The 24,369-nt window shown below is 66.0% G+C and carries 17 protein-coding genes; 1 reads left to right on the top strand and 16 read right to left on the bottom strand.

Annotation, left to right across the window (positions count from 1 at the left end; translation table 11 throughout):
• Window positions 1-135: 135 nt before the first annotated feature.
• The 11 genes from X946_RS11655 to X946_RS33650 all read right to left on the bottom strand — a co-directional run bounded on the left by X946_RS11655 (window position 136) and on the right by X946_RS33650 (window position 13,973).
• On the bottom strand, window positions 136-909 hold the full coding sequence (locus tag X946_RS11655; protein ID WP_052145059.1) for a fimbrial biogenesis chaperone: 774 nt from the start codon (window positions 907-909) through the stop codon (window positions 136-138).
• 88 nt (window positions 910-997) lie between these two features.
• Window positions 998-1,525: a fimbrial protein gene (locus tag X946_RS11650; protein ID WP_038747437.1), complete on the bottom strand. Its 528-nt coding sequence runs from the start codon at window positions 1,523-1,525 to the stop codon at window positions 998-1,000.
• Between the two features lie 215 nt (window positions 1,526-1,740).
• The gene (locus tag X946_RS11645) at window positions 1,741-1,998 is read right to left on the bottom strand and encodes a hypothetical protein (RefSeq protein WP_038747434.1); all 258 of its coding nucleotides are present in this window, start codon (window positions 1,996-1,998) and stop codon (window positions 1,741-1,743) included.
• A gap of 119 nt (window positions 1,999-2,117) precedes the next feature.
• A complete protein-coding gene (locus tag X946_RS11640) occupies window positions 2,118-2,432 on the bottom strand; it encodes a hypothetical protein (RefSeq protein ID WP_038747431.1) in 315 nt (104 codons plus the stop codon).
• Window positions 2,433-2,563: 131 nt separating this feature from the next.
• Window positions 2,564-4,699 (bottom strand): peptidase domain-containing ABC transporter, encoded by a 2,136-nt coding sequence (locus tag X946_RS11635; protein ID WP_038747428.1) that lies wholly within the window; start codon window positions 4,697-4,699, stop codon window positions 2,564-2,566.
• Between the two features lie 66 nt (window positions 4,700-4,765).
• Window positions 4,766-5,932, bottom strand: a complete 1,167-nt coding sequence (locus X946_RS11630) for an HlyD family secretion protein (RefSeq protein WP_235364014.1) — start codon at window positions 5,930-5,932, stop codon at window positions 4,766-4,768.
• A 128-nt stretch (window positions 5,933-6,060) separates the two neighbouring features.
• On the bottom strand, window positions 6,061-7,413 hold the full coding sequence (locus tag X946_RS11625; RefSeq protein WP_226377262.1) for a TolC family outer membrane protein: 1,353 nt from the start codon (window positions 7,411-7,413) through the stop codon (window positions 6,061-6,063).
• Window positions 7,414-7,538: 125 nt separating this feature from the next.
• Window positions 7,539-8,180: a response regulator transcription factor gene (locus X946_RS11620; RefSeq protein WP_038747424.1), complete on the bottom strand. Its 642-nt coding sequence runs from the start codon at window positions 8,178-8,180 to the stop codon at window positions 7,539-7,541.
• Between the two features lie 783 nt (window positions 8,181-8,963).
• A complete protein-coding gene (locus X946_RS11610) occupies window positions 8,964-12,665 on the bottom strand; it encodes an ATP-binding protein (protein WP_161788658.1) in 3,702 nt (1,233 codons plus the stop codon).
• 56 nt (window positions 12,666-12,721) lie between these two features.
• Complete coding sequence (locus X946_RS11605; RefSeq protein WP_038747415.1) at window positions 12,722-13,348, bottom strand: response regulator; 627 nt, start codon at window positions 13,346-13,348, stop codon at window positions 12,722-12,724.
• Window positions 13,349-13,478: 130 nt separating this feature from the next.
• A complete protein-coding gene (locus tag X946_RS33650; RefSeq protein WP_152611689.1) occupies window positions 13,479-13,973 on the bottom strand; it encodes a hypothetical protein in 495 nt (164 codons plus the stop codon).
• Window positions 13,974-14,313: 340 nt separating this feature from the next.
• On the opposite strand from X946_RS33650, the gene X946_RS33645 reads away from it, so the two are divergent.
• Entirely contained in the window at window positions 14,314-15,261 is a 948-nt protein-coding gene (locus X946_RS33645) for a hypothetical protein (protein ID WP_152611688.1), read from the top strand.
• A 198-nt stretch (window positions 15,262-15,459) separates the two neighbouring features.
• Here X946_RS33645 and X946_RS11590 read toward each other — a convergent pair whose 3' ends face one another.
• The 5 genes from X946_RS11590 to X946_RS11565 form a co-directional block, all read right to left on the bottom strand.
• The gene (locus X946_RS11590; RefSeq protein ID WP_052145062.1) at window positions 15,460-16,206 is read right to left on the bottom strand and encodes an EAL domain-containing protein; all 747 of its coding nucleotides are present in this window, start codon (window positions 16,204-16,206) and stop codon (window positions 15,460-15,462) included.
• Window positions 16,207-16,580: 374 nt separating this feature from the next.
• The gene (locus X946_RS11585) at window positions 16,581-19,829 is read right to left on the bottom strand and encodes a hybrid sensor histidine kinase/response regulator (RefSeq protein WP_038747405.1); all 3,249 of its coding nucleotides are present in this window, start codon (window positions 19,827-19,829) and stop codon (window positions 16,581-16,583) included.
• Window positions 19,829-20,494 (bottom strand): response regulator transcription factor, encoded by a 666-nt coding sequence (locus tag X946_RS11580; RefSeq protein ID WP_038747402.1) that lies wholly within the window; start codon window positions 20,492-20,494, stop codon window positions 19,829-19,831. Before X946_RS11580 ends, X946_RS11585 begins: the two co-directional genes overlap by 1 nt.
• A gap of 198 nt (window positions 20,495-20,692) precedes the next feature.
• Window positions 20,693-21,106, bottom strand: a complete 414-nt coding sequence (locus X946_RS11575) for a hypothetical protein (protein ID WP_038747557.1) — start codon at window positions 21,104-21,106, stop codon at window positions 20,693-20,695.
• A gap of 2,099 nt (window positions 21,107-23,205) precedes the next feature.
• A partial coding sequence (locus X946_RS11565) for a YadA family autotransporter adhesin (protein WP_038747554.1) occupies window positions 23,206-24,369 on the bottom strand: 1,164 nt, incomplete at its 5' end.

Genomic DNA, 24,369 nt, shown 5'->3' with positions numbered 1-24,369 from the left:
GGCGCGCGCGAGCGCGCCCCGCCCTCGCACGGGCCGAGTGATTGATATCCATGGTGACTGAAGGTTGAAGTGCGTCGCGCCGGGCGCCGCCGCCGGCTGTGGGGCAAGGCGCGGCGCGGAGCGAAACCGGGGGTGTCAGGGCGTGCCGAGGGTGCTTTCGCCGCGCGCAATGCCGCCGTAGTCGGTGATATAGCCGAACGCCACGCGCGCCTTCTCGAGCTGTGCCGGAAGCGACGAGGCGAAACGGAACAAATGGGTCGCGCCCGGCGCGATCATCGCCCCCTCGCCGGCAATGACGGATTTGCCTTCGGGGCCGATCTCGACCGTCGCGATATTGACGTAGTAAGCGCTGGGATTGCTCGCCAAGACGCCTTGAACGCGCCCGTTGCCGTCGCGCTGCACCTGCCATCGCACCTGTTGCGCGGCGGCCATCGCCCCTTCGTCGGTCAACGCCGCGGGCCGCAGGAATATCTTGACGCGCGAACGGATGGCGAGCTGCATCAGGTTTTCACCTTCGACGGCCTTCGGCCTGGGCGGAATGTCGAGCACGTTCAGCCAGTAGAGCGATTCCTTGTCCTCGGGCACGTCGTCGCCGAGAAAGGAGAGCCGCAACGTCTGCCCCTTGCCGGGTTCGACGCGGGAAATCGGCGGCGTGATGACGAACGGCGCGTCCGCCTTGTCGGGCGTCGCCGTCGTGTCGCCGCGATCGACCCATGCCTGAACCAGTGCGGGCTGATCGCCCCGATTGTTCATGCGCACGGACACTTCGCGCCGCCCCTCGGGATAGATCACGCGCGTGCCGAACAGAACGATGTTGGCTGCCGCCTCGGTGCTGACGACAAGGGCAAGGGAAAGGACGAAGAGATGCAACCGCGAGCGGCCGCGCTTCGGCGTTCTGAATGAGAGCATAGTGAATTCCAGCCTACGAAGGAGGGCTGGAATAGCCCCCCTTGCCGTAAAAGGCTCCATGCAGACGACGGAGCCTCGCCGACGGTGCTTACAGATAGTCGATCGAGTAGGTCACCGAAGTTTGAACGTCACCCGCGGTGGCGGCGCCGGTCGCGTAGTACTGAGCGCCGTAGACCAGCGTCGCCGCGCCGTCCGTCAGAGCGGAAGCGGCATTGCTGCGCTGCGACTCGTCGCCCGCTTGCAGCACGACGCCGTCCGCGTTCAGCAGTTGAACCTGCACTTGCGTGGCGGAACCGTTGTTGTTCAGGTTGCCGCTCGTGGCGTCGACGTTCGGGCCCGCCTCGAAGAAGGCGCGGACTTGCGTGGCGTCGCCGGAGCACTCGCTCAGCGCGATCGTGAAGTTGGTCGCGCCCGCCGTGCTGCCCTTCGTGCTCAGCGTGCTTGCCGACACCGTCGGAAGCTGAACGGTGGCGTCCTGGTTACCGCCGTTCACGCTGATCGTGCAGGTCTGCGCCTCGATTGCGCCATTGAACGTGATGGTGCCGTCCGATGCGTGAGCGGCCATGGGCAGTGCGAGAGCGGCGGAAAGAATGCCGAAGGCGATTTTCTGGTTCATTCGATTTACGTTTTCCGTTTGATTGAACAGGGTTTGATCGTTGTCGCGCCATGCGTGGCATTGCGGACAACGATTCATTCTGTTCCATTATTCGGAGTCCTTAAATCGCAAAACGTCCAAATGCGCAACGCAGAAGACAGCGGCGGCGACAGCGTCATGCCCCCTCGCGCTCGCGTGCCGCGGCGCGAGGGGGACGATGCGGACAGGCCGTCGGATCAGCGACGTGCGAGCGACAGCAAGCCCGCGCCGATGCCGCCGGCGAGCAGTACGCCGCCGACGAGCAGCGCCGCGGCAACCTTGCCGAAGGTGTCGCCCAATCCGGCCGCGCCGCCCGTCAACTCCGGCGGCTCCCTCACGGTGAGCTCGGCGTTCGACGCCGGACGAAACATCGCCATGATCGAGCTCGTCGTGATATCCGACCAGCTCCACGCGCCTGCGACGTTCGCCGTTTCCATGTAGTTGAGTTCGCGCATTTTCAGCTCCTTCGTTAGCGTCGGATCGTCTGGACTCCGACGTTGTGACACGGAGCCGTCTCGTCCCCGGCACTTGGCGTGCAGCGGTCGCGCCGCGCGGGACAAGACGGCCGCCGGATTTACTTCAGTGCCGGATAGGTCGGATCGAGCAGGCTGTTCATGTTCTCGTTGAACCACGACGCCGTCGGGGCCCAGTCGTTCATGAGGCCGTAAATGGCGCCGCCCACGAGGCCGACGATCGCACCGGCGATTGCACCGACGCCGGCCGAAATGATGCCCGCGCCCACGATGCCGCCCGTGCTGCCGCCCGTCACGCCGCCCTTGAAGAAGCCCGTGCCGAAGCCCGTGAGCGCGCCGAGAACGCTGGCACCCAGACTCGACCAGAAGCCTGCGCCGGCGACATGCTCCAGTTCCATCACGGTCAGTTCACGCATTGAAATACTCCTTTTGAAATAGTGGATTGGCGAACAAAGAAAGGCCGGTTCGCCGGCGGCTCGAATCGTCAGCGGGCTCGTCGGTCGCGCGCCGATGCGCACCGATGCGCGACGCGCGTCCGACGCGCGCCTCACCGCGTCGCGACGGGCAACGGTACGAACGCGGCGCGCCCGTTTTCCAGCAGTAAGGCCCGCTGCGCGCTGCGGATGGTTTCGGGGCGATGGGCGATCAGGATGCGCGTGATCGGCATCGCGCTGACGGCCTCGTTGATCGCGAGTTCGCGTGCGACGTCGAGATGGCTCGTGGCCTCGTCCAGCACCAGAATGTCCGGACGCCGATACAGCGCGCGCGCCAGCAGCACACGCTGACACTGCCCGCCCGACAGGGACGATCCCATGTCCCCCACCAGGCTCTGATAGCCCATGGGCATCGCGGCGATGTCGTCGTGGATCTGCGCGAGCCGCGCCGCGTCCTCGATCCGCGCCAGATCCGGTTCGAGATCGAAGAAGCCGATGTTGTCCGCGATCGAGCCCGCGAAGAGAATGTCGTCCTGCATCACGCAACCGATGCGGTCGCGGTAGTGCTGCAAGCCGATGTGGCGAATGTCGACGCCATCCACCGCGATCGTGCCCTCCTGAGGTTCGAGCAGCCCCAGCAGCAGCTTGGCCAGCGTGGTCTTCCCCTGCCCCGAGGGGCCGACGATGGCCACCGATTCGCCGGCGGCGATATCGAACGAGCAGCCGTCGAGCACCCACGGTTCGCCTTCCGCGTAGCGATAGCGCAAATTGCGAACGGAGATCGCGGGCGGCGCATCCCGTTGCGTGCTCGGCATGTGCGCGACGCTCCCTTCCATGTCGGCCTCGACATCCGTCAGCACGATATCGGCGAGGCGCTCGCCGTACAGCCGCAGCATGCGGAAATCGATCAGCGCGTCGATCAGGCCGGAGCCTCGTCCGATGAACTGATCCGCAAAGCTGATGTAGGCCACCAGCATGCCGGCGGAGAAGCTGCCGTCGATGACCTGCTGCGCGGCCAGCCACACGAGCGCGACCCGGCCCATACCGGAAACCAGTCCGTGAACGGCGGAGAAACCGATGGACAAGCGCTGGATCGCGATTCCCTTGTTCGCGGTCTCGACCATCGCATTGGCGTAGATCGCCACGCGCTCGTCCTGCTTGTTGGCGAGCTTGATGGCTTGAACGCCGCGGATCGATTCCAGCAATTGAGTCTCGGTCCGCGCCGCGTAGACGATCTGGTCTTCATTGGCCTGCCGGAACGGACGGTACGCGACGGCGCGCAGCAGCGCGTATGCGGCGAACAGCGCGATCACGAGCCAGGTCAGCGTGCGGTTGTAGACGAACAGCATGCCCAGCGTGACGACGGCCATCACGCCGTCGAGCAAGGTGCCGACGAAACGCGAGGTCAGCGTGCTCTGGATCGTGCCCACCGCACCGAAGCGCGACACCACGTCGCCGATATGGCGCTGCTCGAAATACGTCATCGGCAACCGCAGCAGATGCGCGCAGACATTGGCGCTCCATTGCACGCTGAGCAGGCTCGAGAACCATGTCACGACCCACGAGCGCAGCGCCGTGATGGCGGTCTGGAACAGCGCCACCATCGCGAAGCCGATGCCGAGCAGCGTCAGGAGATCGCGATCGGACGAAACCAGCACGTGATCCATCACCCACTGCATGTAGAACGGCGTCAGGATGCCGAACAACTCCAGCGCGACGGACAAGGTCAGCACCTGGACGAATGCCGAGCGCACGCCGAGCACGCTGCCGATCAGCCGCAGCATCGAAATCGATTCGCGCTCGCGCTTGCGTTCGAACGCGGCGGTCGGCAGCAATTCCAGCGCGACGCCGGTGAAGCAGCGCGAGACTTCGTCCATCGGCACCTTGCGCGCGCCGCGCGCGGGATCATGGATGACGATGTGATCGCGCTCGACGCGCTTGAGCACCACGAAATGGCTCATCTCCCAATGCAGGATGCAGGGCCGCCGCAGTTGGCCGAGCTCGCCCAGCTCGAGCCGCAGCGCGCGCGACGCCAGCCCGAGGCGCTGGGCTATGCGCATCACGTCGCCGAGCGTGGCGCCCTTGAGCGACGTGGTGAAGCGCTGACGCAGATGCATCATGTCGATATCGTGGCCGAAGAATCCCGCCACCATTCCCACGCAGGCAAGCCCGCATTCGGCCGCCTGCGTTTGCAGGATCACTGGCAGCCGGCGTCCCCAGCCAAAGCGCAAGGCATTCAGAATACTCATCGTTCGGATTTCAGTGCCGGCATGCGCGCCGCGAGCGGCAAGCCGGTGGTTCGTGACAGTTCGGTTTCAGGCGCTCGCGCGACGGCCGAGCGCGTAGATCGGCTCCAGCACCCATTCGATCAGCGTGCGACGGTCGAGCAGGAGATCGGCATCGAGCGCCATGCCGGGACGCAGGCGCTCCGTGCGGTCGTAGACCGCGATGTCCTGACGATCCAGCGCGACGGTCAGCCGGTAGTGCTGCTCCTGCACGTTCGGTTGGCCCGTCAACGCCGCGACTTCCTGCGGCGACAGCGCGCTGCGCGACACGCCCGACACCCGGCCGAATTGCTGGCCGAATTTCTGGTAGGGATAAGCCTCGTAGCGCAGCACCACGGTCTGCCCCGGATGAATGAAGCCGATGGCGCGGCTCGGCACCATCAGTTGCGCTTCGAGCTTGCCGTCGGCGGGCAGCACCGACACCGCGGTCTGTCCGGCGCTGACGATCTGGCCGACCTTGAACAGCATCGCCCCCACCACGCCGTCGGCCGGTGCGCGCAGCACGACGGAGCGGCGCGCTTCGTTCTCGACGATGGCCTGTTCGGTTTCCGCCAGCTTGCGTCCGGTTTCGTTGCGCCGTTGCCGTGCATTCAGCGGCTGCTCGCGCAACTGCTGTCGCACCTGGATCAACTGGCCCTGCACGTCGAGCCGCGCGCGCACGGAATCCTGCAGGCGAGCCTCCGCGTCGAGCACGCTGGCTTCCTGCTGATCGACCTGCGAATTCGACGCATAGCCTTGAGTTCGCATCATCGCCAGCTTCTCGAGCTGGCTGCGGGCGAGCTCCACCTGGCGCACGCGGTGCGCGTGCTGCAGTTGAAGTTCGCGCAGTTGGCCCTCCAATGTCGCCGCGCGATCCTTCAGCCCGCGAATCGCTTCGTCGGCCAGCACCGTCTGGCCGCTCAGATCGCTCCGGAGCCGCTCGCGCTGCGTCTCGAGCTGGGTGCGAACCATCTCGCGGGCGTCGCCCAACGAAGTCGTCACCTCAGCCGACACCGTGACTAGCGGCTCGCCTGCGCGCACGCGCTGGCCTTCGCGGGCCTCGATCTTTTCCACCGTGCCGGTGACGGGCGGGCTGACATTGAGCACGCCGGCGGTGGGCACGATCTGCCCCATCACGCGTTCGCGCTTCGTATACGTGCCGAGCGCCATGAACGCCGCGACGGAAACGGCGATGACCGCCACGATGGCGATGAGCAACCAGCGGTAAGGCGGCGAGTACAGCGCAACCGTGCCGATCAGCTTGCCCTTGCCGGCTTCGAGCGCCTCGGGGCGAAACAGTGAGTCAGACATGACAATCCATCAATGAAACCTCGGGCCGCATGCGCCTAGCCGACGGTCAAACATCCAAATTCGTTCAGGTCGTCCTGAGCGATCGTGCCCAGCACGGCCGACAATTTCAGCCGCGCGGTGATATAGCGAAAGCGCGCATCGGCAAGATCCCGCGCCGCCTCGAAATACTTCTGCTGCGCCGTCAGCTCGTCGACATTGGTGCGCAGCCCGACTTCGCGGCCGTAATGCGTCGACTCGACGCGGCTGCGCGCGGATTCCACCGCGCGCTGCTGCGCCCTGAGCTTGGCCGCGCCGTTGACGATGCCGAGGAACGCGGCGCGCGCATCCTGGCGCGCGCGCCGGCGCGCATCCTCGAACTGATCGCGGCGCTGCGCGCGGCGGCTGTACGCTTCGCGCGACGTGGCCACCGCCGCGCCGCCGGCGAACAGCGGGATCGTCACCGTGATGCCGATCATCGACGTTCGCGTTTTCGACGTCGTGCCGAACAGCTCGTCGAGCGCGTTGCCGTTCTGCGCGCGGCTCCAGTTGCCGCCGTAGCTGCCCTGAAGGTTCACCACCGGCAAATGGCTCGCGCGCGCCGTCGTCACGTCGGCCTGCGCCTCGTCGAGCTGGAACGCGGCCGCGCGGACTTCGAGGTTGTCCTCTTCCGCACGCGCGAGCATCGGCTCCAGTTCGGCCATCGAAGGCGGCGAGCGACATACGCCGGCAAGCGGATCGACGTCGGCCGCACGCAGGCCGGTCAGCCGCTCGTATGCGCCGCCGGCGGTTTCGAGATCGTTGAGCGCACCGATCTCGCGCGCCTGCGCGTCGTCGTAATTGGCCTGAGCCTCGTCGACGTCGGTCCGGGTGCCCTCACCGATGTTCAGCGCGAGGCGCGCACGCTCGAGCTGTTGACCGAAGGTCTCCTTGGCCGCGCGCGTGGCCTGCAGCACCTCGCGCTGATACAGGATCTCGAAGAACGCATCGGAAACGTTGCTCACGAGCTGCTGCTGCGCGCTGGCGAGTTCCACCTCCGCTCCGCTCGCCTGCGCGGCGCCGCGCTGGTAGTCGGCATAGCGGCCGAGGTCGAACAGCGGCTGCGTCAGCGTGATCGCGTAGTAATGGCGCCGCACGCCGGCTGCGTACGACGCGCTCGGCTGATCCTGGCGCGTATACGCGCCCTCGAGCTGCACCTTCGGCAGCAGCCCGGCGAGCCCTTCCCAACGCTTCTGCGCGCCGGCCCGCTCGCCGTGACGCGCGGCCGAGATCGCCGCATCGAACGTGCGCGCGGCCGCCACGGCCTGCGGCAGCGTCGTCGCATGCGCGCTCGGCGCCGGTGCGGCGAACGCGAACCACAGCAGCGCCCAGCGCCCGCGCGGCAAGAAACGCGAAACGGCGGCGGCGCTCATGCCTGCGTCGGCATCGCTCGAAGCACGCAGTCTGAACGTCGCTGCGCGCGGTGAAAATCGCAATTCGTCCATTTTTTCGGATGCCGATGTGCCGCGTCGCGCCGCCGCGGCGTTCGGAGTCGCTTTCATGTCAATCCGTTTTCAGTGGCGTAGCGGATCAGGTCCGCCGTGGAATGGATGCCGAGCTTGCGCATCGCGGTGGATTTCTGCGATGCGACGGTGCTGACCGATCGCCGGTACTGCAGCGCGATCTCCGACAACGAAAGCCCGGTCGCCGTCAGACGCACGACGTCGAGCTCCTTTTGCGTCAGGTTGCAATTGCGCATGTGCGCGGACTGGCCGTCTTCGACGTTCCTGCGCATGACCGGCGACAAATGGCGCGTTGCTCCCGCGTGGACGTGCATGCAGGCGCGGATGATTTCGTGCGCCGGGTCGGCCTTGCCGACCAGCGCCCGCGCGCCGAGCTGCATCGCCTTCGTCAATATCGCGGCGTTGCTCTGCGCGGTCAGGACGATCACTCTGCTGCGCGGCGCCGCCGCGCGCACCGCGCGCAGCAGTGCCAGGCCGTCGTATGAGCCGCCTTGCGCGGGCATGGTGAGATCGGTCAGCACCAGATGAGTCGGTTCGCGAGTCAACGCGGAAAGGAGTTCGCGCCCGCTGCTGCACACGTGCCGCAATTGCAGCAACGGCTGCGGTTCGACGAGCAGCTTGATCGAGTGCAGGACGATCGGATGATCGTCGGCGATCGATAGCGTGATGCCTGCCATGTGAGATCCCGGATGAAGGAACGTGTGAGTCGTGCCGCCGGCCAATTCGGGGCCGGCGTGAAATGAGCGGTTGTCCCACATGCCCGTCGATGTCGGCGCAGGTGCTGAATGGCTCGGACGTTATTCTTTTCTTCAGGCCCGTCGCACGCGATAGGCCGCGTCGGAAGACGCGATGACGCTTTTCCGAGAACGGCATCGGAATTTTCCGGGGCGTCGCCGGGCTCGGGTCAAGGCCGTCCTGCCCGCACGGCTCGATGGAATCTGTTCGGATCTGCCCGGCTGGCGGGCCGCCGTGCGGCGGCGTTCAATGGAGAAATCGATTGTCGTCACGCGGAGCGGCCAGCCGGACCACGCCCGGAAATCCGGATGGAGCGACAACGCTCCAGGCTGCAGGCTCGCGATATGCGCGGCGAGGCCGCGCGCGAGGCCGGCACGTTGCCGATTGCGTCGGGCGCAGGCGCGTTCGTCGCCGAACTTCGCAGCGCCGGCCGAATCGCATCGAACGTGGTTTCGTCACGCGACGCGCGGCGGCGCGCCGCGACGATCTTGCGCAAACGCGATTGCTGCACGCGATCGCCGCGACCGGTTCGCGCATTCGGGTATGAAGGATCGTGTGGCGATTCGATGCGATTCGATGCAATACGCGGCGAACACGACGTGCCGCTCGCCGCCGACTCATGATTGCAGCGCGACGAACGAAGCGAGCGACGCGGCGCGCTGCATTGCGCCTTCGGTCGATGCAGCCGCGGCGTCAGATCGGCGTCCTGCCCTGCGCAGGCCCTTTCATGCGATCGCGCGCTGCCGCAATGCGCGCAGATGCGCATGCAAGACGGCGCACAGCGCGACGACGCGCGCGGCGTGCGCCCTCGATGCCGCCGTGTCGCCCTCTCGCAGACGCTGCTCCAGTTGGACGCAGCCATGCTCGAGTTCCGCCGCGCCCACGATCTGCGAACTGCCCTTGATGCGATGCGCGGTCCGGATCGCGGTTTCGACGTCGCCGTTGTCCATCGCCTGCTGCAAGGCCCGGATATCGGCGTCGTTGCTCCGCACGAGCGTGTCGATCAACGCGTTGCGCGCGTCGATGTCGTTGCCGGCGATCGCATACAGCGCGTGGCGCGCGGCAAGCGCCATCGCATCGGATGTCGGGTCCGCGGCCGCTTCCGCGGCGCGGGGGGCGACGAGCACCGCACCGCGAAGATGTGCATCGAATGCATGCGCCAGATCCAGCAGGCCGACCGGCTTGGCCAGGAACGCGGTCATGCCCGCGGACAACGCCTGCTCATGCGCTTCGGCGCGCGCGTCGGCGCTGCATCCGAAGATCGGCAAATCACGCCATCGCTCGTCCGCTCGCACCGCGGCGGTGAAGGCATAGCCGCTCATGCGCGACATCGAGCAATCGGTGAGGATCACGTCCACCGTTTCCCGTTCCAGCAGTTCGAGCGCCTGCTCGCCGTCGCCGGCCTCGAACGTTTCCTCGAAGCCTAGCGCGTGCAGCTGGCGCACCAGCAGCATGCGGTTCGGCGCGTGGTCGTCGACCACGAGCGCGCGCAGCTTGCACGCCCAGTCTCGCGGTGTCGGCAGCGCCGGCGGCATTGCATCGTCCGACGACGCTCGCATCAGCGGAATCGAAACGCGCACCTGCGTGCCTTCGCCGAACTCGCTCTCCAGCGCGATCCGGCCGCGCATCTGAGCCACCAGCGTACCGCAGATCCAGAGCCCGAGGCCGGAGCCGTCGAGGCCGGCCCCGGCGCCCGTCACCTGCTCAAAAGGCTGAAATAGCCGGGCCTGGTCTTCCGCGCGTATTCCCACGCCGGTGTCGCGCACGACGATCTCGAGCGTCCCGCGGGAATCGTCGCGAGATTGCCATCGCAGGCTCAGGCTGATGCCGCCGCGGTCAGTGAACTTCAGTGCGTTGCCCAGCAGATTGCCGATCACCTGACGCACCCGCAAGCCATCCATTTGCAGCGTCTGCGGCACGCCGGGATCGATTTCGGCGTTCAGCGCCAGGCCTTTTTCCGCGCAGAGCCGCCGATACATCAACAACAGCCGCTCGACGCAGCTCACGACGCAGGTCGGCCGGGGATCGAGCTGAAGCTGCCCCGACTCGGCCCTGGACGTGTCGAGCAAATCGTTGATGAGGCGCAGCAGCGACTGCGCGGTTTCGCGCACCGTCCAGATCGTGTCCCGGTTCGGCGCGCCTGGAAGGCCGAGCTCCAGTTCGAGCAAGCCGAGAATCGCGTTCATCGGCGTACGGATTTCGTGGCTGATTGTCGCGAGAAACGCGCTCTTGGCCCGGTTCGCGGTCTCCGCTTCGAGCGTCGCCTGCTTCAGCGCGCGCTCGGTCTGCTTGCGAAGCGTGATGTCGATCCAGCCGCCGAGCACGGCGCCGGCGCCCGAGCTCGAACACCCGAGCGGAACCGTCCAGACGAACAGATCCGAATCGCCGCCGTTGTCCGCCAAGGTTCTGTCGACGAATTGCGCCCGGCGCTCCGTCAGCGTGGCCTGAAACAGTTCATCGAGCATCGCGTTCAATGCCTGTTGCCGGATGGTCGACGCAGGCAGCGCGTCGGCGTCGCCGAGCGCATCCCGCGGCAACCCGTAGGCCTCGGCGAAGGATGCATTGCAGCTGACCACGCGCCCGTCCGCCTGGCGCAGGTAGACCGCGAAGGGCAAAGCGTTGATCAGCGCATCCTGCAATGCGATCCTCTCGCGCAGCTCGCGCGCGCGGCGTCGCTGGCCGTAGCGAATCGCGCCGAGCGCGGCCGCGCTCAAGCTCAGCACGACGGACAGCGCCGTGAGCGCCTTGACGACCCGCTGCCGCTGCATGGTGGACCAACCGGCGATCACGTTGGTCGGGCGGTAGCGCATCCGGTCGCGCCGCAAGGCGTCGAGATCCTCCGGCGGCGTTGCCTGAAACACCTTGTCGAGAATGCCGAGCAACAGCTCGTTGTCGCGCCGCACCGCCATCGCAATGCTGGTGACCGACTCGTTGACCGTCGTCACCGCCTTCACCAGCCTCGCGAGCTCGTACTGCGCGATGAAATAGTTGGCGGTGGTGCCCGGCAGGGAAATCGCATCGACTCTGCCGTCGAGAAGCATGCTGAACAGCGTCGGGATATCGCGCGCCTCGACGAGCTGCGGCTCGCCGATGAGCGGTTCCGGATTGAACCGCTGGAACCCGCGCGTCTCGGGCATGATGCCGATACGCTTGCCGCCAAGATGCGCGGTGCTGGTGATAGCGCCATCGCCCGCGCGCACGAGGATGACCCAGAGCGTCTGCGCATACGGTGCGGTCGATGTCATCCAGTTCTCGCGTGCGTCGCCGATCGCGACGTTCGGCAGCAAATCGACCCTGCCGTCCGCGAGCGCCGCGAGGCATTCCCGCTGAGTGCCGAAGGACACGGGCTGGAAACTCAGCCCGGTGCGCTCGCCGATCAAGTCCATGACGTCGACGCCCAGGCCCGTGATTTTTCCGCGGCCGCTCTCGACGAACATATAGGGCGGCAGATCGATCGCGCTCGCATAGCGAATGGTGCGATGCGTCCTCACGTACTCGCGCTCCTCCTCCGTCAGCACGAGGTCTCGACGGATCTTGAAATGATTCGCCGAACCGAACCAGCGTCGCTGGATTTCGCCGGCCGTGCGAATCGGAATGGCTCGCAGCGCCGCGTTGATATGGTTGATCAGGTCCGTGTCCGCGGCGCGGGCGGCGAACACGAACGGCGGCGCGTCCACGTCGGCGAAATTGGTGATCGACAGCGGCAACTGCAATTGGTCGATCAGGTAGTTCGCTTCGGTGGCCTGGCCGATGAATGCGTCGGCCGTGCGATAGGCCACCGCTTGCAGCGCGCCGAGCGCCGTCGGATAGGCCGTGATCTTTTCGTGCCGGTAGCGGGCGCGAAAAGCCGCGTTGCCGAAATCGTCCGCCGTCACGGCATAGCTTTCCGGCGGCGCCGACGCGGAATCCATCCGGCCTTTTTCTCCGAGCACACGCACTTCGACCCGCCGGTCCGTGAAGTACGGGCGCGACCGAAGCAGGTGCCGATCGGCGTCCAGCCGAACGCCGCCGACGAGATCGACCGAGCCGCTCATCAGCGCGGCTCGAGCCTGCGCGCGCGTATCGAACATCCAGATCTCGAAGCGAAGCGCGCCGGCATGCTGGATGACGTGGAGATAATCCGCGGTCACGCCTTCGTACAGGTCGCGATCGCGATACAGGTTGTACGGGACGCCACCGTCGCGCGCGACCGCCACCCGCACCGTCCTCGGCAAATGCGGTCGGCTCCGATCACCGGGCTCCGCGGACAAGTGCCGATTGGCGTCCTCGATGCTGTGCAACTGCAGTTTGCGCGGCGGATATTCCGGGTTCGCCGTGCCCGCATGAGCGCCAACCGACGCGAAACACAAGATGGCCGACAGCCGGACGGCATTGCGGCGCCCGGCGCGGCCGATCTTCGACCAAATGCAGGATGACATCGTATTCATGTCGACGAGGCTCGCCTGCGCCATTGATCGGCGGTGCGGCTTGCCGCGAATCGTTCTCAGATCAGACCGTTCTTTTTCGCGTAATCGGCCAAGCCCACGACCGACGACACCCCGAGCTTCTCGAATATGTTGGATTTGTACGTGCTGACCGTCTTGTTGCTGATGCACAGATCCTCGCTGATCTGCCTGTTCGACGATCCGCGCGCGAGCCCGCGCAGCACCGTCAGCTCGCGATTCGTCAACCCGCCGATCCTGTTCGCGGCTTCCTGCGCTCGATCGTGGTAGAGCGCCGAAACGGCCTCGGCGGGGAAGAACAGATAGCCGGACAGGATGGTCTTCACGGCGTTGAGGATCTGGGCCATGTCGTTTCGCTTGCTCAGGAAGCCGTTGGCTCCGGCCTGGCTCGCCCGCACCGAATAGATCTTTTCGTCCATCGCGGAAAAAATCAAAACCCGGGTTTTCAGCCCTTCCGCACGAATCCGCTTCAACAAACGGAAACCGTCGCCGCCCGGGATCTCGATGTCGAGAATGGCCAACTCGATGGGGTGCTCGCGCAGGAGCGTCATCGCATCGACTGCGTTGGCCGCTTCGCGGATCGGCCCGAACTCCTGCCTTCCGGACAGCACGGTACGGATCGCCAAACCGATGGCGGGATGATCATCGACAATCAGAATGCCGGGCATCGCGGTTCCTCGGTGCGTATGCGACCACTACTGACGGCATGTGCCCTCCTGCGTGTCGGTCGAGACCGACGAGATGTCGTGAATGAAAAAAACGCGTGCCGAAGGCGCGGCCCGCCACGGCGGCCCCGAGTCATGCGGATGTTCGCGAGAGCACGAACGAAGCGGCGACAAGGGGGCGTGCCGGCGGGTATCGAGCCGCGGCACACTCGCCCTGCGTCTCGTCGTGTGGGCGGACCGGAGCGCCAAAACTGCAGCAACCGGCCGAAAGCCACGCCGCCGCTGCCGCGATCACGTGCCGGTATTGGGCCAGGGCCTTTTCACGCTGATAACGGGCTTGCGAACGTGCCGTGCCGGAAGCGTCGGCACGGCGCGTATCGCGCGGCTCCATGGCGAACGCCGATGAATGATGGCGCGGGAAATCAGTTGCCGCGTAATGCACGGGAAGCTGCCGAACGCGACGGCCCGCAACCCGCAACGCGCGCCCATCTGCGCTCATGCGCTCGCGGACGAATCGCGCGGCATCCGCGCGTTTCCCGTCGATGGCGCCCAAGCACGCACGAAACGCAACGCGCCCGACACGCCGCGCCGTCGCGGCAATCGGCGAAATCGCGTAACGCACCCGCATCGCCTATCCGGATTCATTCGACTGTACCGATCGCGAATCGACCGTTGAATCAGAGTTCTTAGAAATTTCGGCCCCACGGGCACGACGCGCGCGGCCGACGAGTCCGACGACAGTCAACGCGGCAGCCAACGACGAAATCGCGAACGCGCGGCGACATGGAGGCCGCGTCTCTAACAATTGCGATTTCCGCGGTAAGAAAAGAAAGGCAATGTCTGTTCATGGGTTCGCGCTCGGCACGGCCGCGTTCGTCGAGCGGCGTCGAGCGCGTGCGCGTCGGGCAACGCGCCGCGTCGCCGGCGAGCGGCCGGGCAACGCATCCGCCTCTCCGAGCTGCGCCGGCGTGGGGTCGGGCGGCCGACGCGCGGGGCAGCCGGTCGCCACTCCGCTTTCGTCGACACCGGACGAGCCGGCTCGTGCCGATTGCAAACGGCACGCCGTCGCACCACGCACCGCCGAGGACATCGGCGCGAACGCAAGCCCGGCCTTCGGCGGAAACGTCCGACATCGGCGGGAGCGAATCCGCCGTTCAACCGTATGGAGTAAGGACAGGAAAATGAGCACGGACCTCATCGAACGTTCGCCGGTCGCGCCATTGCGCCCATCCATCGCATGCGAACTCGCAGGCAGGCTCGACGGCATTCGAGCGGCCGGGAGGCCCCGCGTTGGGTCAGCCCCGGCCCCGTATCGCCTTGTCAGCGACATCGCGCCGCGCGCGGGCCGCTTCGATCACGCCACGCCGCACTTCCTGCAAGCGCGGGAACACGCGCCGGTGCCGGATGCGCCGTTGCCGAGCGGCCGGATCTTCGAAGCTCGGATGCGGCGAGCGACCGCGCGGCGCGCCTTGTCGTACGATGCGCACGCGGCGTGCTCGTGCGCGCTTTCGTCGCGGCCCGCATGCGTTGCATTGCGCGCGCCGAGCGGCGTATTCGGCGGCGATCCGGCGCGAGCCGACCACGACGCGGCCCTCGACGCGCCGCCCAGGGCCGCCGCGATGTCCGTGTCCGGTCCCGAAGGACCGCTCGCGCGGCAACGGCGACGATGTCGCGCGGCGGCGCTGACGCGGCATCCGGATTCCACGCGGCTCGCCGCGCGCGACCAGGCGCGCGACAAAGTCGAATCGCCCGGCCTTTGCGCTCGCCGTGCGCGAGACGCGGCATTCGGGCTCGCATGCGGGGCGCTGCCGGCAAAGCGGCTGCCCGCGCCGTCCAGCCCGAAGAACGTCCGCGCGCGTCACGCGCGCATTGCCGAGCCGACCGAGGCGCTCTCGGGCCGCGCGAGGACGGCATGAGCGCCGTTCGCCGCGACCCGCGCAGACATCGGCGCGCCGGAGTGCGGCGCGAATCGCGCCGGCCGCGTCTGACGGCAGCCCTTGCGTCGGCGCTCGCGCAGCGGATTCGGAACCTGGCCCGCAACGGTGGCCGGCCTGTCTGCCGGCGCGCCCGATCGCGATCGGCGCGATGAAACGCAAACGGCCTCGCTCGCCGCGTCAGAACGGCGGCTCGCGCAGATTCAGTTGCGACAGCGCTCTCGGATTCACGCGCTCGTGCCAGTCTTGCGCGCGCATCGGCTTGAACAGATAGGCGCCCTGCAGCTCGATATCGCGATATCGACGCAGTAGCTCCAACTGGCGCCCGTTTGCGACGCCGGACACCGTCAACGAGAAACCCAGATCGTGCGCGAGCCGCGAGACGCTTGACAATATCGCCTCCGCGGTCGGCGAACCAGGCAGACGCTCGGTGAACGATGCGCCGAACTTGACGCCTGTGACGGGCAGCACCATCAACGTCGACATCGCCGTGTGATGCGCCCCGAAATCGCTGAGCACGATGCCGTATCCTTTCTGCCTCAACCGCTTCAGACGATCGAGAAGACTCAGCGATTCCTCCGGCGCCGACATTTCCGGCACTTCGAGCGTCAACTGGCTGCTCGAGATGTCGAATTCCGCAATCGATTGCGCGAGCCGCTCGAACACGCTTTCGGCGCACAACTGAGCGCCCGAGAACCGCATCGACAGCGCCGACACGCCGCCGCCCTCGTGCTTCCAGCGCGCGAGTTGCCGGCAGGCCTCGCCCACGGCGTGGCCGGCGATCCGGGGCGCTGCGCCCAGCCGGTCCGCGACGGCGTACACGACGCGCTGAGGCAGCGCCCCCCAATCCGGATGATCCCATCGTATCGTCGCTTCGGCGCCGGTCACGGCCCCCGAACGGACGGAAACGATCGGCTGATAATCCATGACGAGCTCTCCGGCCTCGAGCGCTCGCTCGAGATCGGCCTCATCCAACGGAAGTCCCTTTTCGTGTTCCCGGGCAAAGAATGCACCCCTACGACGCGTGATGCCCGTTTCCATATCATTCTCCCAAAGACGCCGCCGTCGCGGCGGCGTCCGTCGCGGCTTCGCGCCCGCCGGAAGGCGGCCTCGCAGCACGACGCCGACGCCCGCCGGTCCGATCGCCCTCAAATCTTCAGGAAACGTTAAATCATGTCGAGCGTGAAGAGAATCACAAATCTTCGAATCCGAGCCTGAACCCGCAGCAAAGCGCGAAACTCGGCGCGGAGCCTTCCCGCGGGGGAGCGCCCCCCGATCCGGCAGGCCCCGGCGTTCGACGATCATTCGTTCGTCAGCGCCGCGACCATCCGCTCGAGCGCATCCCGAATGGCCAACGCCTGCAGCTCGATCTCGCGATTCCACTCGCCGGCTTCGCGCACGTAGCTCCGAAGCTCCTGGCATTGCTCATGCAGCGCGGAAGGCCCGAGAACGGCGATGCCGCCCGACACGCCGTGAAGCCATCGTCTCAGTTTCGGCAGCGCGCGTTCGTGCAGGATCGCGTCGAATTCCGCGATTTCTCCACCGGTCTGCGCGACGAACACCCGCGCATACGCGGCCGGCACGTTGGGGACGTCGGGCAGATCGTCCTGCGCGCCGTCTTGCGCGCGCTCGCCTGTCTGCGCGCTGCAACACGCGCGAACGACCGTCTCGAGCCCTTCCAGCGGAACCGGCTTCGCGAGGTAGTCGGTAAAGCCGCGCGCCCGGCCGTCCGCGACGTCTTCAGGACGCGCGCTCGCGCTCACCGCGTACACCGGCATCGTCATGCCGAGCTTCCTCATCTCGGCGAGCAACTGGAAGCCGTCCATCACCGGCATGTCGATGTCGGTCATCACGGCGTCCACCGGCTCCTTCGACAGCAGCGCGAGCGCCTCCTCGCCGTTCTTCGCCTCGATGACCCGCACGCCGAGCGTCGTGAGCTGATCGAACAGAAGGCTGCGATTGAGAAGATTGTCTTCGACGATCAGCACCGTGATTCCCGCCTCCGCCCCTCGAGGCGCTTGCCCGGCATCGACGAGCGCCGTGCGGCCGGCGGCGAGCATCTGCGCCGCGGATTTCACCCCCGCAAGGCTATATATGCTGATTTCCACGCCGCCGCCGTCGCGCCGTCTCGGCACGAGCGGCCCCGTCTGCCCGACCCACACGATCGAATCCGGCCTTTTCCACCACGCCCGCACTTCGGCCGGCGCGAATTCGTCGGTGGCCATCAGGAAGTCGTGCGCATGCTCGTCGATCGGATCGGCGGGATTCGCGAAGGCAGTCACGGCCGTGACGCCCGGGTCGAACAGATTGGTCAGCCATTCGAGGTTTTCCTGTGCACGGCCGAGCACGGCGACGCGGCGATACGGAAGCGTCCAGTACGCGTTGCTCGAATCGCCCTCCGATGCGTCGAGCGGCAGGGACACCGCGATGCGGGTTCCCACGCCGACCGTGCTTTCCAGATCGATGCGCCCCTTCATCAGCTCGCAAAGGCGCGCGCAGATCGACAAGCCGAGGCCGGTGCCGCGCGCCTGCCTCAGCCGGTTGCTGTCTCCCTGCGTAAAGGGCAGGAAGAGCCGGTGCTTCAGGTCATCCGGAATGCCGATGCCGGAGTCCGTCACGCTGATTTCGAGCTCGCCGGCATGCCAGCCGGCGCGCAGCACGATCTTGCCCGACGGGGTGAACTTCAGCGCATTGCTCAGCAGATTGTTCACGATCTGCGATACCCGGACGGGATCGAAGTAAAGCCGCGCGGGCAGGCTTCGCTCGAACACCACGTAGAACTTCAACCCCTGCTGCGTCGCGAGCGGCGCATGCGAGAGCGCCAACCGGTCGAGCAGATCGGCGATGTTCGACCACTCCTCCATGAGGCTCAGCTCGCCGACGTCGATCTTCGAGAAATCGAGGACGTCGTTGACGATCTGCATCAAACCGCGAGCCGACGTCTCCATCGCCTTCACGCGCGCCTGCTGCTCCGGCGCGAGCGGCCCGCGCGCGATCAGCTCGATGTTGCCCACGAGCGACGACAGGGGCGTGCGGATTTCGTGGCTCATCGACGCGAAGAACGCCACCTTCGCCTTGGCCGCCGCGTCGCTCGTCAGCTTCGCCTCGCGCAGCAGGATTTCCGCCTGGTGGTGCGCCGTCATGTCCGTGATCGCGCAAAAGAACACCTCCCGCGCGTTCAGCGTCGCGGGTGCGTACGTGATTTCGATGTGGACGGCGGAATGCCCGGCGCGCGACAGCGTGAACGGGAACTGGAAAATGCGCGCGTCGTCCGATTGGGTGTCCTGCGTAGCCAGCGACGATTCGAATGCGTTCTGCAGCTCCTGCGGCAAATGCCGGTCCGAGAGCCGCAAGCCGAGCATCGTGCGCGCGATCGGATTGGCGACGACGATTTCCAGCGTCGTGCGCTGCACGATGCACAACCCGACCGGTGTCGCATGAACCAGCAGATGGTTGAGCATTTCGCTTTCGAGCGCTCGCGACGCCTCCTCGTAGATGCGCGTCAGAAACCGGTAGTTCCAGTATCGGAACGCGACGAGCAGCAACACGATCAGAACGAGCGTCGCGCCGCCGACGAGACCCAGTTCGTACTGCATCGACTGCAGTTGCAGATCGAGCGGAAGCAGATACATCATGTGCCCGAAACCGGAGAACGGCGCCGGGCGGCGAAGCGCCCATCCGAAGCCCGGAATCCAGTGGTACAGGCCGTCCTGTCTTGCGGCGAGCCGCTCGTCGACCTTGCGGACCATTTCCGAGTCGTCCGCGTTCACGAGCGGCACGCCGTCCGCGTCCACGATGACCGGCTGCTGAACGCGGCCGGCGCGCTCGATCGGAGAAGCGAGGCTGTGCAGGTCCACGCTGGTCAGGACGAGCGCGTAAAGCCTGTCGTCCTTTAACACGACGGACGCGCCGATCATGTGCAACTCCTCGCCGCTCGCCCCGCTTCCGATCGCGAACCAGAGAATCTGCTTCTTGCGCGCGGCGTCGAGCGGATCAAGGCCGCGCTTTCTGTACCGCTCGAGCACGGCCGAAACGAGCTCGGACGGGGTGCTGGCGCGAAGTGCGCTCAAGTCGCCCGCGGGAAACAGATATCCGTAGCCGACCGAACTGTCGGCCGTCACCATTTCGACGCTCGGCGTCTGCCCCGAGTTGGCCAGCAACTGCACCGTGTAATCGCAGCTCTCGCGCAGGATCGTGTCGTCGCGGGCGCTGTGGGCCATCGGCGTGCACGCGTTCGGCGCCGGCGCGCTCAGCGCCGAAGGCGCGCCGTTCATTCGAAGCTGCAGCACGAGGCTCGCCGTCGTCAACATCATGCGGCGCTGCAGGAAAGCGTCGACCACTTCCTTTTCGTGGATGCGCGCGGATTGCTCCTCCTGCCGGAAAGCCGTCTGAAACAATCCGGTGACGGTCATGGCCGCGATACTGATGGCCGCCGAGACGAGCAGCACGATGACGGTCGCGAAGACCCGGCGCTCGCGCTTCAAATTGGACTCGAGCGAATGGAACTTTCTCAGCGGCGATCCCTCGAGTTCTTGCATGAGTCTTTGCATCAGAGCAGTCCTTGCTCTCGGGCGCAGTTGATGAGATCGACGTTGGTGTCCACATGGAGCTTGCGCATCGCCGAACGCTTCTGCGTCGAGACCGTCCCCAGCGAGCGATTCAGCGTCCGGGCGATGTCCGTCAGCGACATGCCGCCCGTGAACAGCCGCACGACCTCGAGCTCCTTCGGCGTCAATGCATTGAACGCCGCTTCGCCGGGCCTGATGCTGCCGGCGACGGCGAGGCGGTGCGCCATGCCGGGAGACAACGACTGGCCGGCGCCGCGCGCGACGTTGAGGCACACGCGCCCGAGCTCGGTGATCTCCTCCTCCTTGCCGACGAGCCCCGCCACGCCCATGCGGCACAGCTGGCTGATCACGCCGCTATTGGTCAACATCGTGAAAACGATGATGGGCGTGCGCTCGTACGCCCTCATCAGGTGAGAGATCAGGCGCAAGCCGTCCTTGTCGTCATCCGCCTGATGCATCGCGAAATCGGTGACGACGAGATTGACCTCCTGCTCCCGCATCGCGGACAGCAGCGCGTCGCCCGACGAGACCGACGCCACCACCCGAAAGCCCGGCAGCGAGTTGACGTAGTCCGTCACCGCGCGGAGAACGATCGGATGATCGTCAGCCACGACGACACTTCTTGTATGCAGGGCAACGTTGGACATGGCGGCTCCGAAAAAAGCGGAAAGCGCGGAAGCGGCGCGCGAATGATGTCCGGCGCGCCGTCATGCGCATTCCATGCAACACGATATCGAATGCCTGCTTTCCTGCCTATGCTTCGCGAGCACGATTCGCCCGAACGCCGCACATCGACTTCGAGTCACGAACGCGTCCGTTCGGTATTCGAGTTTCCATTGCGCCTTTCATTTTTCATACAGCAGCGCTTCGTGCGAATACGCTCGTTCCGTCCGCCGGGGCAGCCGTTCGGCTTCGTCCGCTTCGCGCATGAGCGGGCAATTCGTGTTGTAACAGCTTACCCGAAACGCGCCGACCCGCCCTGACTTAAACATGCAATGAACCGTCTTCACGCCGTCGAATCCCACCGGAATCGGCGAATCCTCGTCCGCCTGCTGATCCGCGCAGCACGGGGCCGTCTTCGCATCGTGTTCGTGCCGCTGCCAACGCGATATCCGCACCGTCACGAAAACGAAAAACCCGATGCCGATCAACATGGCTTCAATGAGCAACGCAAAAGCCACGATCAACCATCCGGTCAAGATATCGACGTACCAAAGCGACAGCAGGAGTACGCAAAACGCGACGAAAACGACCGGCACCAGAAAAAGAATCCATTGCGAAATCTGATCCCACGAGTCCTCGGATCGCGCATGCGAGCGAGTCGTCCATCCAATCGACGTCGTCTGCTCCATCAAGTAAATCTCCCATTGACCTCGCCGCGAAAGCCGAGCGGCGCAATTGCCCAATACGATCCTGACCCAGAGAAAAAAGCATCCGCTCGTTGAATCGAACGGGAATTAACATGATTTGAAAATTCACGGATCTTCACGTCGGGATTTCGCGAAGATAGACACGCATCCGGGCCGAAAAAAAATAGCGTTCCGAAAAAAGCGCCGCGAGCGGCGATCGATGCGCGCCGGGCCGAACGCTTCCGCGGGAAGCGGCCGATTCGCGCATCGCAAGAAGACGCGCTCCCCGGAGCGCGCCAATTCTGGAGTCCGAACGCCGCGCGATTCGCGATCGAACTTTCGAATGAGCGTGCGTGCGACAGAATGGCGTCCGCCCCGAAAACGGTCGTGCCGGCGCCGACATCTCGTTGTCGTTCGACGGCCGCATCCGGATCAACGTATCGCTATTCTCTTGATCGGATGCGTCGCATGCGTCTCATGCGGCCGCCTTGCTGCGGCCGATATCCATTTTTATGCAAACGAGCATTCGACGAACATCAAAAAAGTTAGAATTTCTGCCCGGACGACCCAGGCGCGAACCGGCCGACTTGTATACGGCATGGCGGCACATCCCATGCTTTGCATCCCTGACGTTCCGTCAACTGGCCGCTCCGGCTGCGCATGTTCGCCCTGTTGTATCGCCGCGCGCGTGCGACGCGCATGATCGATGCCGCGGAATTCGCCGACGACCCCGCCAATTCCGCCGAAACCGGCGCAAACAGAGCGCGCGCCGCTCGGCTCGTCCGTTCAAGGACCTTCGTATAACGAAACGATTGCGCCGGGATAAGCGCACGCGTTGTCTTGGCGGCCCGATGCGAGGGGCTGCCCGGGAAACGGCGTGCGATTCGACGATCGTGTCCGAGCCGAGCGCCGTGAAGCGCGCAAGTGCGCCGTAGCGCCGCCTTTGCAATCGAAGTTGCGACGTCGGCATCCGCGGTTCCCGATCAGGTGCGAGATCAGGTGCGGATCGTGCGACAGCAGGCAATCACCGGGGAACGCGTCGAAATCGACATCGCTCTGTGCGCTTTCCCATTGGCGGGCGACGATCGAATCGACGCGGGACGCGACGGCACGGCGTGCCGGATGAGTTCCTCCGAACGACGCGAGGCCGTGGCTTGGCTTGGCGACATCGAGCGAGCATGCGAAAGTCCGCGAATTCAGGATGAAGCGCGTTGCAGACGTTGACCGCTTCCAGCATGTTCGGATACGCGTGATGTGCGCGCTCGCAGCCGCGCATCGAAGCGAAGCGCGCCTTGCCTGCGCCCATGCCGTGCATCGAAGATGCCGGCGCACCAACGCCGGCGTTGACGCGCCGATCCCTATGAACCGAGTTGTTCCGGCGAAACGGATCGACAGCGGCAAGGATCGTGCGGCGGCGCGTTCGGAGTCGCCGGCGAATCGCACGGGGCGCACGATCGCTCGGCCGACGAGCCGGCAGGCTTGCTTGATGCCACTGTCGGGATAGCGGTAATCGGCCGATCTTGTCCGCTCGGCGTTGCGAATCGGCGAATAGCCGCTGCACAGCAGGCCGAGCGCCGCGCGGTTGAGCGCACCGCATCTTTCGGCATCGATCGTCGCAACGAAAGGAAGGCACGGGCGGACGCTGCGAGAAAGCCCGCGTTCCGGCGCAGGCCATCCTGCCGGATACCCGCATGTCCGTGTCGACCGAGATACTGAAGCGCGGCTGCTGCATTTCGCAGCATGCGCCGTTTATTGATCCACGCACCCGCAAGCACGGCGGCGGCGCATCCCGGCAGGCCCGCACATTCGAAGAGCAGCGCCATCCGACACGTGTCGGCTCGGGCGGCTTGCTCTGCCCGAACGAAGCCGATTACGCGCACGGCTTCGCACGAAGCGAGCAACGACGAACGTCGTAAAAAAAATGGGCCGCCGCATGCGTGCATGCGACGGCCCGAACCACGCCCCGCGGGCCGGGCGTCGAGCGCCGGCGCGCGGGGAGCCCTACGCGATTACCACTGATACGACATGCCGGCGCCCCACACGTAGTTGCTGCCGCTGTAGCTCACGCCCGTCTTCACCTTGATGTTCTGGGTGATACGAGCGGTCGCGCCGAGCGCGGACGCCTGATAGCCCTTGAAGTTGGCCGTGCCTACGCCCACGGCCAGCGTCTTGCCCGGGTCCACGTCCGGAATCATCGTCAACGCGGTGGCGGCCGCGATGCCGGAATAGGCGTCGCGCGAGAGCGTATCGATCTGGCTTTGCATGCCGGTCATCTGATTCTGGATGCCCGACACGGCGCTGTTCAACTGGCCGACGTTGACGGCGTCCGTCGCATTGACGCCGGCCGCGACGTTGGTGATCCTGCGCTCGTTGCCCGCGGAACCGACCGACACCGTATTGGCCTCCGACGCAACGGAACCCGTGCCAAGCGCGACCGAATTCGATCCCGACGCCATCGCGCCCTGACCGACGGCGACACTGTCCGTACCCGTCGCGCTCGAGTTCGTGCCGTACGCCGAGCTGTTCGCGCCCGACGCCGTCGCACCGGCGCCCGTCGCGACGCTGTTGTCGCCCGACGCAACCGCGTTTCCGCCCAGCGCCGTGCTCGAATCGCCGGTGGCGGAAGCATTCGCGCCGGCAGCGGTGCTCGTCGTACCGGAAGCAACCGTGTTGACGCCGAGGGCCGTGCTGCTGTCGCCGGCTGCCGCCGCGTTCTCACCGAACGCCGAGCTGCTGTTGCCGGATGCGGTCGAGTTCGCGCCGTTGGCGGTGCTGTTATCGCCCGACGCGGTTGCGTTTGCGCCATTGGCCGTGCTGCTCGTGCCCGACGCCGACGCGTTGTTGCCCGTCGCCGTCGCGCTGTCGCCGGTAGCCGCGGCGTTTTCGCCCGTTGCCGTCGCGCCCGCGCCGGATGCGGTCGAGTTCGCGCCGTTGGCGGTGCTGTTTTCACCCGTCGCCGACGCGTTCGTGCCGTTGGCCGTGCTGTTGTCGCCCGACGCGGTCGAGTTCGCACCGTTGGCCGTGCTGTTGCTGCCCGACGCGGTCGAGTTCGCACCGTTGGCCGTGCTGTTGCTGCCCGACGCGGTCGAATCCGTGCCGGTTGCCGTGCTGTTATCGCCCGTCGCCGACGCATTCGTGCCGCTCGCCGTGCTGTTGTCGCCCGACGCGGTCGA

It is taken from the genome of Burkholderia sp. ABCPW 111 (genome assembly GCF_000773065.1).
Lineage (GTDB): Bacteria > Pseudomonadota > Gammaproteobacteria > Burkholderiales > Burkholderiaceae > Burkholderia > Burkholderia savannae.
This window is presented reverse-complemented; position numbering and strand designations above follow the sequence as displayed.